This window comes from Enterococcus sp. PLH-Efm8 (genome assembly GCF_053011625.1).
Genome location: NZ_CP172568.1, coordinates 1,761,659 through 1,776,582, shown reverse-complemented (window position 1 = coordinate 1,776,582; position 14,924 = coordinate 1,761,659). Strand labels below are relative to the sequence as shown.

At 36.5% G+C, this 14,924-nt stretch carries 9 protein-coding genes and 2 pseudogenes; 9 read left to right on the top strand and 2 right to left on the bottom strand.

Annotation, left to right across the window (positions count from 1 at the left end; genetic code table 11):
* Positions 1-858 precede the first annotated feature (858 nt).
* From ACIFUW_RS08895 to ACIFUW_RS08875, 5 genes and pseudogenes are all read left to right on the top strand, one after another.
* Positions 859-5,118, top strand: a pseudogene (locus ACIFUW_RS08895) (Rib/alpha-like domain-containing protein); the annotation flags it as partial.
* Between the two features lie 236 nt (positions 5,119-5,354).
* Complete coding sequence (locus ACIFUW_RS08890; RefSeq protein WP_060814974.1) at positions 5,355-5,756, top strand: RNA polymerase sigma factor; 402 nt, start codon at positions 5,355-5,357, stop codon at positions 5,754-5,756.
* Positions 5,750-5,995 carry a helix-turn-helix domain-containing protein gene (locus tag ACIFUW_RS08885; protein ID WP_169040341.1) on the top strand — a complete coding sequence of 82 codons (246 nt, stop codon included), beginning with the start codon at positions 5,750-5,752 and terminating at the stop codon, positions 5,993-5,995. The genes ACIFUW_RS08890 and ACIFUW_RS08885 overlap by 7 nt, the downstream gene beginning before the upstream one ends.
* A gap of 351 nt (positions 5,996-6,346) precedes the next feature.
* Complete coding sequence (locus ACIFUW_RS08880; protein WP_060814999.1) at positions 6,347-6,658, top strand: helix-turn-helix transcriptional regulator; 312 nt, start codon at positions 6,347-6,349, stop codon at positions 6,656-6,658.
* Positions 6,659-6,760: 102 nt separating this feature from the next.
* Positions 6,761-7,939, top strand: a complete 1,179-nt coding sequence (locus ACIFUW_RS08875; protein WP_060814972.1) for a tyrosine-type recombinase/integrase — start codon at positions 6,761-6,763, stop codon at positions 7,937-7,939.
* Between the two features lie 178 nt (positions 7,940-8,117).
* On the opposite strand, the gene ACIFUW_RS08870 is transcribed toward ACIFUW_RS08875, so the two are convergent.
* Positions 8,118-8,303: a hypothetical protein gene (locus ACIFUW_RS08870; RefSeq protein ID WP_002311684.1), complete on the bottom strand. Its 186-nt coding sequence runs from the start codon at positions 8,301-8,303 to the stop codon at positions 8,118-8,120.
* A gap of 36 nt (positions 8,304-8,339) precedes the next feature.
* Here ACIFUW_RS08870 and ACIFUW_RS08865 point away from each other — a divergent pair, with 36 nt between their 5' ends.
* Complete coding sequence (locus ACIFUW_RS08865; RefSeq protein ID WP_002288970.1) at positions 8,340-8,633, top strand: DUF2087 domain-containing protein; 294 nt, start codon at positions 8,340-8,342, stop codon at positions 8,631-8,633.
* 157 nt (positions 8,634-8,790) lie between these two features.
* Here ACIFUW_RS08865 and ACIFUW_RS08860 read toward each other — a convergent pair whose 3' ends face one another.
* Positions 8,791-10,086: an ISL3-like element ISEfa11 family transposase gene (locus ACIFUW_RS08860; RefSeq protein WP_002297218.1), complete on the bottom strand. Its 1,296-nt coding sequence runs from the start codon at positions 10,084-10,086 to the stop codon at positions 8,791-8,793.
* 911 nt (positions 10,087-10,997) lie between these two features.
* On the opposite strand from ACIFUW_RS08860, the gene ACIFUW_RS08855 reads away from it, so the two are divergent.
* From ACIFUW_RS08855 to ACIFUW_RS08845, 3 genes and pseudogenes are all read left to right on the top strand, one after another.
* Positions 10,998-13,325: an MBG domain-containing protein gene (locus ACIFUW_RS08855; protein ID WP_002303963.1), complete on the top strand. Its 2,328-nt coding sequence runs from the start codon at positions 10,998-11,000 to the stop codon at positions 13,323-13,325.
* Positions 13,322-14,236: pseudogene (locus ACIFUW_RS08850) on the top strand (pilin N-terminal domain-containing protein); the annotation flags it as partial. The gene ACIFUW_RS08855 and the pseudogene ACIFUW_RS08850, both read left to right, overlap by 4 nt.
* A 72-nt stretch (positions 14,237-14,308) precedes the next feature.
* Positions 14,309-14,824, top strand: a complete 516-nt coding sequence (locus ACIFUW_RS08845) for a prealbumin-like fold domain-containing protein (RefSeq protein ID WP_223917858.1) — start codon at positions 14,309-14,311, stop codon at positions 14,822-14,824.
* Positions 14,825-14,924 lie beyond the last annotated feature (100 nt).

Sequence of the window (14,924 nt, the reverse complement as noted above, 5' to 3'; positions counted from 1 at the left end):
GAGGAGCCAGATGAAAATAATTCAAATTGGTTAAACTCACCATCTGTCCATACAATTACTACCACTTATGAAGGAAAGCAAATGGGAAGCGATGGTCAGTTCAGTAGTATTCTCGAAGGAACTGATAAAAGTCTGATTAGAGTTCAGAATACGATCATGAATAACCTTTTATATGGAACGGCACTTGATTTAGGTCGACCTGTTTCATTTAATATTGAGATTGATCCACAAATATTAAATTTAGTTTCAGATGATGATTATATTACGATTTGGCAAGTATACAGAGAAAATAGTATCAACCATCATGACGGTGGATCAAATGCACCTGTCATGTTGAAAAAGAATATGTTTGTAGATAATAAAATAAAAATTGAAGTCAACAAGGATAAAGCTGGTCAGTATGGAAATGGAGTTTACTACGTTAATGCTGTTGAGAGCTTTATGAATACTTTGAGTTCTTCACCATTTGTTGGTGCAAACTTTATTGATATTCCTGTTATGCCTAAATCTCTAATTGAAGATGAAGATCAATTGATATCAGCAGAAATTAAAACATGGTTTACAGATAAAAAAAATGATCAAGAGAGAATAGTAAGAAACTCACTTGCTTCAAGTTACATTAATTTATTCCCTACTACCATTAATTTCTATGATTATTCAACCAAGGATACAGAACAATTATTGAAGTTACGTGAATCAACCTACTTAGTTTCTACGTTTGGTCAAGAAATTAATGGAATGGATATGGGGGAAACATACGAAATTAGTAATTATGAGTTTGTGACTGCCGATCCTGAAAGTTTAATAATCACACAAAAAGATGGAAATATCATTAATTTGTATTATAAGAAACTTTCTAGTGATGCTGAATTTTATGAACCAGAAGTAGAAAAAGAAGAAGTCAACTATGGAGAAACGATTGATTTGACGGATAATGTAACTAATCTGGAAGAGTTGCCGGAAGGCACGAAAGTGAACGACGTTACACCAGAAGGTGTCATTGATAAAACTCAGCCAGGTGAGTATGAAGGAACGATAGAAGTTACGTATCCAGATGGAACAAAAGATACAGTGAAAGTTCCAGTGGAAGTAGTGGACAATCGAAATGATGCTGAAAAATATACTCCAGAAATAGAAAAAGAAGAAGTCAACTATGGAGAAACAATTGATCTGACGGATAATGTAACTAATCTGGAAGAGTTGCCGGAAGGCACGAAAGTGAACGATGTTACACCAGAAGGTGTCATTGATACAACCCAGCCAGGTGAGTATGAAGGAACGATAGAAGTTACGTATCCAGATGGAACAAAAGATACAGTGAAAGTTCCAGTGGAAGTAGTGGACAATCGAAATGATGCTGAAAAATATACTCCAGAAATAGAAAAAGAAGAAGTCAACTATGGAGAAACAATTGATCTGACGGATAATGTAACTAACTTGGAAGAGTTGCCGGAAGGCACGAAAGTGAACGACGTTACACCAGAAGGTGTCATTGATACAACTCAGCCAGGTGAGTATGAAGGAACGATAGAAGTTGCGTATCCAGATGGAACAAAAGATACAGTGAAAGTTCCAGTGGAAGTAGTGGACAATCGAAATGATGCTGAAAAATATACTCCAGAAATAGAAAAAGAAGAAGTCAACTATGGAGAAACAATTGATCTGACGGATAATGTAACTAATCTGGAAGAGTTGCCGGAAGGCACGAAAGTGAACGACGTTACACCAGAAGGTGTCATTGATAAAACTCAGCCAGGTGAGTATGAAGGAACGATAGAAGTTACGTATCCAGATGGAACAAAAGATACAGTGAAAGTTCCAGTGGAAGTAGTGGACAATCGAAATGATGCTGAAAAATATACTCCAGAAATAGAAAAAGAAGAAGTCAACTATGGAGAAACAATTGATCTGACGGATAATGTAACTAACTTGGAAGAGTTGCCGGAAGGCACGAAAGTGAACGACGTTACACCAGAAGGTGTCATTGATACAACTCAGCCAGGTGAGTATGAAGGAACGATAGAAGTTACGTATCCAGATGGAACAAAAGATACAGTGAAAGTTCCAGTGGAAGTAGTGGACAATCGAAATGATGCTGAAAAATATACTCCAGAAATAGAAAAAGAAGAAGTCAACTATGGAGAAACAATTGATCTGACGGATAATGTAACTAACTTGGAAGAGTTGCCGGAAGGCACGAAAGTGAACGACGTTACACCAGAAGGTGTCATTGATACAACTCAGCCAGGTGAGTATGAAGGAACGATAGAAGTTACGTATCCAGATGGAACAAAAGATACAGTGAAAGTTCCAGTGGAAGTAGTGGACAATCGAAATGATGCTGAAAAATATACTCCAGAAGTAGAAAAAGAAGAAGTCAACTACGGAGGAACGATTGATCTGACGGATAATGTAACTAACTTGGAAGAGTTGCCGGAAGGCACGAAAGTGAACGACGTTACACCAGAAGGTGTCATTGATACAACCCAGCCAGGTGAGTATGAAGGAACGATAGAAGTTACGTACCCAGATGGATCAAGTACAACGGTTAAGGTACCAGTAACAGTCAAAGATAAAGTAGATTGGGTAGAAATCAAACCAATTCCAACAATCGAACCAGAACAAATCATGCCAGAAGAAGTTCATAAAGGAGAAGGAGTTGACCTAACGGACAACATTCTGAATCTTCCAGAAGGAAGTAAAGTGGAAGTCGTCACCCCAGTGGACACTACACAAGTAGGTGAACATACAGGAGAAGTGAAAGTCACCTTCCCAGATGGATCAAGTACAACGGTTAAGGTACCAGTAACAGTCAAAGATAAAGTAGATTGGGTAGAAATCAAGCCAATTCCAACAATCGAACCAGAACAAATCATGCCAGAAGAAGTTCATAAAGGAGAAGGAGTTGACCTAACGGACAACATTCTGAATCTTCCAGAAGGAAGTAAAGTGGAAGTCGTCACCCCAGTGGACACTACACAAGTAGGTGAACATACAGGAGAAGTGAAAGTCACCTTCCCAGATGGATCAAGTACAACGGTTAAGGTACCAGTAACAGTCAAAGATAAAGTAGATTGGGTAGAAATCAAGCCAATTCCAACAATCGAACCAGAACAAATCATGCCAGAAGAAGTTCATAAAGGAGAAGGAGTTGACCTAACGGACAACATTCTGAATCTTCCAGAAGGAAGTAAAGTGGAAGTCGTCACCCCAGTGGACACTACACAAGTAGGTGAACATACAGGAGAAGTGAAAGTCACCTTCCCAGATGGATCAAGTACAACGGTTAAGGTACCAGTAACAGTCAAAGATAAAGTAGATTGGGTAGAAATCAAGCCAATTCCAACAATCGAACCAGAACAAATCATGCCAGAAGAAGTTCATAAAGGAGAAGGAGTTGACCTAACGGACAACATTCTGAATCTTCCAGAAGGAAGTAAAGTGGAAGTCGTCACCCCAGTGGACACTACACAAGTAGGTGAACATACAGGAGAAGTGAAAGTCACCTTCCCAGATGGATCAAGTACAACGGTTAAGGTACCAGTAACAGTCAAAGATAAAGTAGATTGGGTAGAAATCAAGCCAATTCCAACAATCGAACCAGAACAAATCATGCCAGAAGAAGTTCATAAAGGAGAAGGAGTTGACCTAACGGACAACATTCTGAATCTTCCAGAAGGAAGTAAAGTGGAAGTCGTCACCCCAGTGGACACTACACAAGTAGGTGAACATACAGGAGAAGTGAAAGTCACCTTCCCAGATGGATCAAGTACAACGGTTAAGGTACCAGTAACAGTCAAAGATAAAGTAGATTGGGTAGAAATCAAGCCAATTCCAACAATCGAACCAGAACAAATCATGCCAGAAGAAGTTCATAAAGGAGAAGGAGTTGACCTAACGGACAACATTCTGAATCTTCCAGAAGGAAGTAAAGTGGAAGTCGTCACCCCAGTGGACACTACACAAGTAGGTGAACATACAGGAGAAGTGAAAGTCACCTTCCCAGATGGATCAAGTACAACGGTTAAGGTACCAGTAACAGTCAAAGATAAAGTAGATTGGGTAGAAATCAAGCCAATTCCAACAATCGAACCAGAACAAATCATGCCAGAAGAAGTTCATAAAGGAGAAGGAGTTGACCTAACGGACAACATTCTGAATCTTCCAGAAGGAAGTAAAGTGGAAGTCGTCACCCCAGTGGACACTACACAAGTAGGTGAACATACAGGAGAAGTGAAAGTCACCTTCCCAGATGGATCAAGTACAACGGTTAAGGTACCAGTAACAGTCAAAGATAAAGTAGATTGGGTAGAAATCAAGCCAATTCCAACAATCGAACCAGAACAAATCATGCCAGAAGAAGTTCATAAAGGAGAAGGAGTTGACCTAACGGACAACATTCTGAATCTTCCAGAAGGAAGTAAAGTGGAAGTCGTCACCCCAGTGGACACTACACAAGTAGGTGAACATACAGGAGAAGTGAAAGTCACCTTCCCAGATGGATCAAGTACAACGGTTAAGGTACCAGTAACAGTCAAAGATAAAGTAGATTGGGTAGAAATCAAGCCAATTCCAACAATCGAACCAGAACAAATCATGCCAGAAGAAGTTCATAAAGGAGAAGGAGTTGACCTAACGGACAACATTCTGAATCTTCCAGAAGGAAGTAAAGTGGAAGTCGTCACCCCAGTGGACACTACACAAGTAGGTGAACGTACAGGAGAAGTGAAAGTCACCTTCCCAGATGGATCAAGTACAACGGTTAAGGTACCAGTAACAGTCAAAGATAAAGTAGATTGGGTAGAAATCAAGCCAATTCCAACAATCGAACCAGAACAAATCATGCCAGAAGAAGTTCATAAAGGAGAAGGAGTTGACCTAACGGACAACATTCTGAATCTTCCAGAAGGAAGTAAAGTGGAAGTCGTCACCCCAGTGGATACTACACAAGTAGGGAAACAAGCTAAAAAAGCGAAAATGTTACCCAAAACAGGTGAAGAGGATACAAATATGATTACTATCTTTGGTGGTCTTCTATTGTTGGGAAGTTTAGGCCTAATTGATTATAAAAAGAGAGAGTCTAAAAAATCATCAAGTAGAATAGAAAGATCAAAATGATTACCCACTACCGAAAGAAGGATGATTATCAATATCAAATTTTAACTATAAAAGTAATTTGGCTTTTGCAAGGAATACTCAAAAACGATTAGTGATACTAATCGTTTTTTTTTTTTTTGAGAATGAAATTCCACCTAAAAAGTATGATTATTTTTTGTTTTTTTTTAGTTTTTTCGAAAAAAAGGCACTCTCTGATTGTTGTATTAGTGGAAAGGGGATAAAGGAGCATATTGATCGTGCAACAAAACTATAATGAGAAATCTATACAACACCAATTTGATGCCTACTGCAAAAAAGTATTACGAAACGAAGCTAAGTCTATTCGAAAACGAAACACTAGAATAAAAGATAATGAGGAACCACTGAATGATGTAAATGAAGGGAAGTATCCACAAACTAATTTTGATGAACAAGATGTCTATTTCTTATTTGGAATGGAGATATTAATTTCAGATCAGAAGTTATCAGCAGCAATTGATCAGTTATCGGATATAAGAAGGAAGATTATTCTACTTTATTATTTTGCCGATTTTAATGATGCTGAAATCGGTAGAATTCTCAATATGAGTACAAGTGGTATCTGGTATCAACGAACGAAGGCAGTTGAACAATTGAAAATGGGGTATGACCTATGGTAGATAAACCCAAAAAATGGCAGTATCCATTAGTTCCACTATCTATTATCCTATCTGCTCTAGAAGAAGATCCAATTTCGATCAAGATGATACTCAAACATTATGATAATTATATAGCTAAGTTATGTTTAACAAATGGATTTAATGAGGTGGGGCAATTTATTACCTATGTGGATGAATATATGCTAAGGCAATTAGAAGTTAAATTAATAGAAGCTATATTGAAATTTAAAGTTAACTAGCTAAAAACTCCCCTTTCTACTTTTTCTACCAAAAAGAGTCTTCTAATACTTTAGATTAGCGGATTCTTTTAGGGAGAAAACCTATTGTTCATTGAAAAATAAATATATTCTATCAGTACGTTAACACTTCAAGGAGCATATTTTAGTTACGCCATGATCTCTTATTATAAAGAAGGAGCGATAAATATTCTAAAATAATTTTTATAGTCAATAAAAAGCGATGATTTGAGGTTGGGATAATGATACTTCCGTAAGGCTCGCCGTAAACTTGGGGAGAGGTGAAATTCCTATGTGCTTTTGACAAAGGCAGCTGATAGATTAATCCTTAATAATAGAAGGGAAGAGATAATCATGTCAAAGAATAACAATAAAAATAATTCATCAGAGTTAGAAAATTGTTTATTTAATCCCAAAAAGCTAGAGGATTCTATCAATAAAGTAAAGAGAATAAATGACCTACCGTTAGTTTTAACAAATAAAGATCTAAAAGAACAATTTCAAATAAGTGATAGTACTTTAAATCGTCTTATAAAACTAGATAATTTTCCAAGATGCTGGTTTGGCATCAAAGGGCATTACCTTAGAGATGATATTTTGGAGTGGATAAAAAAAGGAAAGGAAGAATACTTTTGTGATCAGTTTCGTTTATTACGAGAATTGTAGAATTTATTTTTTCGTCTGTATATTGTATAATTATTTTATAAATAGAAAGATTTTCAAGAGTTTCCGATTGTTGGGTTCCTTCATAATTGGGGGTAAAAACAAATGGAAAATATGAGTCGTTTTAAAAAACATATTACTGCAACAGGAAAAATTACTTGGTACTTTCAGGCTTTTCGAACTACGAGACGAGGTTTTAATTCTAAGCGTGAGGCTCAGCTAGCTTATCTTGAAATGGAAAAACAACACAGAAATAAGCAAAAAAGAATTGCTAGTAATGATAAATTCAATGTGGTTAGTCAAAAGTGGTTTGAATATTATCGATCACTAAACGAACAAAAGAGGGCAACATATGATAAGCGAGAAGAACAGGTAAAAATACTTAATCGATGGATTGGTGATAAAAAATTAAGCAGTTTATCTTCAGAAGAACTACAAAAATTCCTTTTTATTTTAAAAGAAAAAGGAATTGACGGCATTGATGTTGGTTATGCTAAAAATAGTTTACAATCTCTTGTTCAAGTTCTAAATATGATTTTTAAATATTGTAAGAAAAAGAATTTGATAAATGAAAATCCAATGGAGTTTGTAAAAATGCCTAAGTATCAGTTAACAGTTGAAGATTTAAAAGAGTCTGTTAATAGTTTAGAAGATAAGTTTTTAACAGTAGATGAATTGCGAACTTTTTTAAATTATGGGATCATTTATGAAGAATTACCCATGTCTGTTCTTTTTCATGTTTTGTTTTATACTGGGTGTCGTGTGAGTGAAGCACTTGCTTTACAACCTCAAGATATAGATTTTGAACGAAATGAAATCTTATTTTATAAGCAGACGGCAGTAAAAGGAAAAAGCAAAGATTTTCGAATTGAAACTACAAAATCTGTTAGTTCTGCTAGAAGAGTACCTGTCACACCGTTAGTAATGGAGAAATTGCACGAATTAATTGATGTATTAAATAAAACAAAAAGAAATAGCAATTTTGTTGTAGACGAGACTTATTTATTTGTTTATCTTGATCCTGGTAAGCGTGGAGTTCCTTATCGTCGTGAATATGTAAATGACCACGTTAAGCGCTGTGTAGAGAGATGTGGAATCAACAAAAATTTCCATACTCATCTGGCTCGTCATACGATGGCTAGTTTAGTAGCTGAGTATTGCAGTTGGGATGTTTTAAAGGATCGTTTAGGTCATACAGATAGTACAACTTCAAAAATATATCGGCATTTAACATCAAACGAAAGAATAAAGCCTTTGCTTGCTTTTGATTCATTAGAAAATTAGATTTTGGCAGAAGTGCAGGTATTTTAGAATCTAAAATAGGTGTTGTGACTATGCTTTAGTCAAAGTGTAGTCAGAAAAAGAGAAAAACTTTTATATCAATACTTTAATGACTTTTCACAAGTATCAAAGAAATCCGTCGTTAATCATTGTTATCAGACTGAGAAAGAACCCTTGGTATTCAAGGGTTCTTTTTTCTTAGCATGTAATTTGAACACCCTGATCCAGTTTTTTCTTTAATTATTGGTAGGGGAGAATAATGGATTAGAATAAATCTACCTATAAGTAGTAGTAAAAAAAAGAGCACTATGATAATATCTTTCTTAAGAGTAACCGCTTTAATAAAAAATCCAGAATATTCTAACATAAATGGAGTATTCTTAGAATCAAAAGGAGAAAGAAGATGGTTTATACTTATACGGAGCAAGAAAAGATGAAAGTTTTAGACACATTCATGAATGATGGAAAAGTAAAACAAGTACCAAGTTCAACAAAAAAGAAATACATCCTATTGAAAGAAGTCTTGAAACGCTTTGACCATGGAGTGACTTATACAGAAACAGAGGTTAATTCGATACTGCTGAACGTATTTTCTAGTGGCGATTATGTCGAACAAAGACGTTATCTAATCACATTTGGCTTTTTCAAAAGAAGTTCAGACGGTCGGGCATATCAGATGATGGGAATTGAAAATTAGAAGTTTTAATTTATACTCATTGAAAAAAGTTCAAGTATGCGATATTGGTTCTACACCGCATACTTGAACTTTTTTGGCTCTTTGTCAATAAGGACTGATGAGTTGTGCAAAATCAAATCTGAGTCAGAATGAACCACATTCTGGCTCAGATTTTTTGTTATCTTACATTGATTAATTGATTGATCAAAAAGATTCTAATTCTCATGTTCTCAAATGATTTAAATCCGTAGGATACTCGTTTCATTGTCTTTATGTGGGTATTCTTCGCTTCTATTTTTCCATTGGAATAAGGATAGATCATTGCGTTGGTGATGCCTTCTTCATAGGTCAGAAGGTTTTGAAGCTTTTCCCGAAAGCTGTCATCTAACGTTTCGGGAAGTTCTGCCAATAAGGAGAAAAATAAGTCAGGGTCTTTGTCTCGAAAGGCTTCAACTAATTCATGAAAAAAGGGATACGCCTCCTTTAGGGGCGGAGAAAACTCAAGCAATCGATCAATCATCATTGCTTCAGTAAGAAATGGGTATTTTGGTGCTCGGAAACTTTTCCATGTTTTGTATTCATAATGGTTGATGTTTGCACGATTTTTTAGCAAAAAGCGCCAGTTCTTTTTCAGTTTTTCTGCCTGGCTTTTCTGTCCGGCTTTACGAAGTTCATTCATTTCACGGATACGCAACTCATTGAACGCTTGATTCATGTGTTTGACAATATGAAACCGATCAATCACGACTTTCGCATTTGGCAGAACACGTTTGGTGAGCTGGAAGTAGGCGGCGTTCATGTCTGTCACCAAGAATTCTACTTCTTCTGGATTGGTACAACCTAAGAAATAGCTTGTTAATCGAGGTAATTTACGCGTAGGCAAAACATCTATTAATTTTCCTGTTTCGCCATCCGCGCAAATAAAGCTCATCTTATCTTCTATGGAAGCATGCGAACGAAATTCGTCAACCATCAATACTCTGGGGAGGATCTTCTTAGATTGCTTTGGTAAATAGCTTTTAAACTCTTTCAATGTACGAATAACGGTGGTCAAAGATACCTGACAGCTTTTCGCAATAAAAGATAAAGATACTTTTTCAGTCAGTAAAGAAGCAATTTTATATCTAACATGATTTGCGATTGAATGTCTGGGTTGGACAAAATAACTTTGAGCCGTCCAATGGGTGCGACAGTTTTTACAGGTATAGCGTTGCTTTTTTAGGCGCATAACCAAAGGCATATGATTGTATTGTTCAAAACGGACAATCGTTTCCTTTTTTCCATTTTTCACTATAATTGCTTTCCCGTTTCCATCTACCACAGTAGAACCACAACTTCTACAAGCACGAGGAGTAGGCGAGAGAACAGCATCGACGACCAACGTCTTTTTCTTCTGAAGGGTCTCGTAAGAGACCTCTGTAATCATCAAATCTTTCTCTGTTATTCTCAGCATTTTTTTGATAGAATCATTCATATAGCGTATCGTCCTCTCAGTTGTTTATTTTGTGGTGATTTAATCATACTAGAGAACGATATGTTTTTTAATACCTAAAATGAAAATGGGGCTGAAGAATCAATTCTGATTCATCAGTCCCATAAATTATAGAGCCACTTTTTTTGTCATCTGTATCTATAATACAAAGCCAAGAACGTTATTCAAAATATGGATAGCTATGATAAAAGCTAATGAGCGATTCGCAGTTAAATAAGCAATCGTCAGTAAAATCGTTCCAGGAGCGTACATGAAAAAATCAATTGGATGCGTTACATGAATAAAGATAATTCTCTTTTATTTGTACGAATAAATACCAAAACGTACCTCCTAAAATTAGATTTTGGACAGATGCCCTTTAAAAAGATAACAAGATTTCGTTCTTGAAACAATATATATGCTTTTATTCCAATGAGGTTGTGAAAACAGTATTTTGTCCTGAGCGTTAGAAAATTGAAAATGGGGAATAGCAACTCGTACTTTACCATTTTTTAAGTTAATACAAGATCAGCTAATTGAACACCGTTTATTCGTGATGAGGGACACAACACTGCAGTCGACACATTTCTCTTTTATGTTCAAAGATAACAAATATTTAAAACAAAGAAAAATAGTAGATAATCCCGTCCTAACTCTTTTATTCTTCCCTCATAGCTTCCAAATTTAAGCAATACTTCAATTAATCAAGTTTTATCTTTTTTTTTCAATAATCGTAAAAAAAGAGTATTTTTTATTTAAAAATAAAATCTTTGTATTAAAGGACAAGACTAAAATAACCTTAGAATAAAAAGAGAAAAAAAGCCCCAAACTTTCTATACATCAATAAAATAATAAAAATTAAATTTAGAATAACGTGTAAAGGATTATTTGATGATTTTTTATTGAGAGGAGGGATGAAAATGATTAAGAAAACTCAAAATAAAATCCAACGTATATGTCAAAAACATTTTGTTTCTAGACTCAAAGCTGTATCTAAAAGAAAATACTTACATCCCATTATGATTTCGATCATCTTGATTTTTACTTTCTTAGGGAGCTTATCAAGTATTTATGTAAACGTTTATACAGAAACGTCAAATTTTGCTAACCAAACGACAGAGGAGACAAATAGTCCACCCTATTCTGAAATACAGTCCATAGAAAGCACCAATCAGTCTAGCAACAACGAGACAACCTCAACCACATCCTCGACTCAACTGATTGATCCGACAGAAAAAGAAATCACAGCAGCAAAAGCAGCAGGGGAGAAAGCTTATTCAGAAACAGGTAGAAGCCAGACATTTAGTACTGTTGCGGCCACTGCGAATTTCAACGGACATACCATACCAGATGGATATACAGTGATATATGCCAAAGATGGAGTCATTGTTGCGGTTAACGGATCGATGAGTGCGGATAAAACTGCGTTACAAGGCGTAACCAAAGCAATCGCTTTTATTGATAACCGTCCAGATATCCATAATCTGTTTATTGGCTCCACAGTAAATGGTACTACTATCACATTCCCAAAAAGTATCTATATGGGGGTGGCTACCGCTGGAAATACGATCGATTCAGTTACACCCAATGCGGATAAAAGTTATTCTTTTACACCCTCAACATGGGGAGGGCTTCCTGCCGGAGGAGGTATGAGTACTTTTTCAATCGGTATACAGTTAGCAAATGATATTCCATTCACGGGGTACTCGATCAAAAATGGGCAGATCGTTGATGGTAAGGGAAATGTTTCAAATTTTCCAACCTATCAAGCAGCAACGGTTCAGGTCAATGCGAATCGGACAGGAACTTTTTCTTATACAGTCAATGGTGGAGCAGCAAAAATCGGAACGTACGGGACTACATTATCTGGAATCCATGTGGGTGACAAAGTGGTTATCACTCCAACAGCAGTAACGGGCTATTCTTTTGCACAAACAAACGGTTCTTTCACAGCCCTAGAAAGTAACGTCGATACGGTGACCTATACAGGCAAACAAACACCAATCACTATTAAGTATCAAGACTATTTTGGACAGATGATTGCTCCTTCTAAAATAATGAATCTTACTTACGGAAGTGCTGCACAAGACCTGACGACTAATACGCCTACTATCAACGGATATACCTTTACAGCTGTTTCAGCGACAGAAACAAAGAACCAATCAGCAATGAGTGTTTTAGCTAGTTTAGATACAAATGGAAATGTAATCGTAAAGGACGCAAATGGAAAACAGATTTCTGAAGTCATCCTATATTATAAGACAAATGCAACAGTATCAATCAATGCAAATGGCAGTAAGTACTATGATGGTCTTTCTGTTGTACCGATCGTTAAATATGCCTTTAATGATAAAACAGAATCAACATCCCTTTTAAACAATGATCTCAGTATTGATCAAATCACATGGAATCCAACTGATTTCAAAGCGATGAATGAAAAGGGAGTTGAAGTAACTGCGCCTACTGAAATTGGAACCTATACGTCTTGGCAATTGACAAAAAGCGGACTAGCTAAACTAGCTGCCAGAACAAACTATTTATTTACTATCGTGCAGACATCTGATGTCTATACGATTAAGCAAATCAGCGGTGCGGTAGAGCTCAGTGGCAGTAAGACATATGATGGAAAAGCAGGTGTCCCGTCAATCCATGTCAAGCTAGCAGAGGGTGTCACTAGTTCGCTTACTCCAGTACAAGTGGCACTTAGCAGTATGGATTACACAGCAGATGCACAATCAGCAAAAAATATGGTTAATGCTGGCAGCTATACAATTAAACTAACGAATAGCGGAATAGACAAAGTCAAAGCAGCAAATCCCAAGTTGTCATTTACTGATATAGCCAACACATCAGGAACTTATACCATCTATAAAGCTAACGCAGTGATTACTGTCGATGACGCTGCCTTTAATTATGATGCCCAAAGTCACTCGATTTCGGTTGGAAATCTCCACGTTACCGGTGTTGTCTTAGGCGAATCATTGGATTATACCCTAACAGTTAACAGCCGGACAGATATTGGATCACAAATAGTAACGATTAGTTTAGGCGAAGGAAGTGTAAACAATAATTATACGATTATCGCAACAGATACCGCTAAGTTGACGATCAATCCGACTCTCTTGCTTCCTTCGACAGGTGGGATAGGTCTACTGCCCTTTGTCTTTTTAGGACTGATCTTTATTTTTTCTGGCTTCTTTTATTTTATCCATCGTAAGAAAAAAGCAGGTGAACAGCGATGAAAAAAACAAAAAATGTACGTGTGGATATATTTGCTGTTCTCTTTTTTATCCTACTGGTCTTTTTTATAGGTTCTCCGACTGTGTCAGCTAGAGAATCACCTATTACATTTACTTTGCATAATCGAATGTTCGAAAGCGATAAGATGCCAAGTATCAGTCAAAACGACGGAATAAATATCCCGGATAACTTTCAAGGAGTAAAAGGGTTGAACGGCGTTACTTTCGCTATATATGATGTCTCGGATGAATTTTACAAGCTGCGGTCAGAAGGAAGTAGTGTGGAAGACGCACAAAGAAAACTAGCACAAAAAAGTGATAGTGAAAAAATACTGGCAGAAAATGTGACAAAAACAGTAGACGAGGAAGAGGGCATTGCTTCTTTTAGTGCATCGGACAAAGATGAGCAAGGTCGTGACGCTGTTTACCGATTTGCGGAAATAAAGACTTCAGATTAAGTAAAAGAAAAATCAGCACCATTTGTCGTTGTGCTTCCTGTGACAGATTCATCTAATCATAAATTGACGACCATCCACTTGTATCCAAAGAGCGAACAAAAAATACCTGCTGCACTCACATTAACAAAAACAGTAGAGAATAAGCAGACAGATTTTGCAGATGGGGATAAAGTTCCTTATCTCATCACCGTAACAATTCCTGAGAACATCAACGAGATAGGAACCTATACGATCAAAGATACAGCTGATCCTCAGTTATGGCTAGAACCAGAAACGATCGATTTTTTGATTGGTGGAGACAAGATTCATACATTTCACACACAAAAAACAAAACATGGTTTTGTCTTATCAGATTCTGGAAAAGATCTTAGTTCGTTTGCTGGGAAAAAATTAACGATCCGTTACCAAATGACATTGAAAGAAAACAGTGAAAAAACGACATTTGATAACGATGTACGTTTGACGACTGACAATCAAACAGTAGAAACACATCTTGCCATCCAAACAGGAGGCAAACAATTTGTCAAAGTGGATCGGCAAACGAAACAAAAACTAGCAGATGCTCAATTTCTAGTCAAAAAAAATGACCAATACTTAGCGCAAGAAAACGGGATAAATCATTGGGTAGCCAAAGATGATTCAAGAGCAACGATTTTTACTTCCAGTAAAGATGGAACATTTTCTGTCCATGGATTGTCTTTTGGAAGTTACGAACTAGTGGAGATTAAACCGCCTAAAGGATATATATTGAGTCAATCAACCATTCTCTTTGAAGTTGAAAAAGGCAGTTATGATCCGCTTCATCCTATACCATTGGAAATCATCAACGAACCAAAAGCAAATCCGACGAATAATGGAAAAACGCCAGTTCAGATGCAGACAAATGGTCCATCAAATGAAAAAAATGGAGGAAGCTTTCCAAAAACAAGCGAAGAGATGCTTGGAGGTTTCTCAATTTTAGGGTTGTTGCTAGTCCTTTCAACAGGGACAGCTTGGTTTTATAAAAAACAACAAAAAGGAAACAATAGGAGGGAAATAAAATGAAAAACATCAAAACAAAAATATGGACGTTTTTAGGAACTGCTATCATGCTGCTTCCTTTCGTTCTCGGCCTAGGAACTGCAGAGGTTTCTAGGCCGTATCA

Bases quoted from the DNA above. Each gene is read 5' to 3' on its own strand.
- ACIFUW_RS08885 (WP_169040341.1), top strand. From the start codon at position 5,750: ATGGTAGATAAACCCAAAAAATGGCAGTATCCATTAGTTCCACTATCT.
- ACIFUW_RS08880 (WP_060814999.1), top strand. From the start codon at position 6,347: ATGTCAAAGAATAACAATAAAAATAATTCATCAGAGTTAGAAAATTGT.
- ACIFUW_RS08875 (WP_060814972.1), top strand. From the start codon at position 6,761: ATGGAAAATATGAGTCGTTTTAAAAAACATATTACTGCAACAGGAAAA.
- ACIFUW_RS08870 (WP_002311684.1), bottom strand. From the start codon at position 8,303: ATGTTAGAATATTCTGGATTTTTTATTAAAGCGGTTACTCTTAAGAAA.
- ACIFUW_RS08865 (WP_002288970.1), top strand. From the start codon at position 8,340: ATGGTTTATACTTATACGGAGCAAGAAAAGATGAAAGTTTTAGACACA.
- ACIFUW_RS08860 (WP_002297218.1), bottom strand. From the start codon at position 10,086: ATGAATGATTCTATCAAAAAAATGCTGAGAATAACAGAGAAAGATTTG.
- ACIFUW_RS08855 (WP_002303963.1), top strand. From the start codon at position 10,998: ATGAAAATGATTAAGAAAACTCAAAATAAAATCCAACGTATATGTCAA.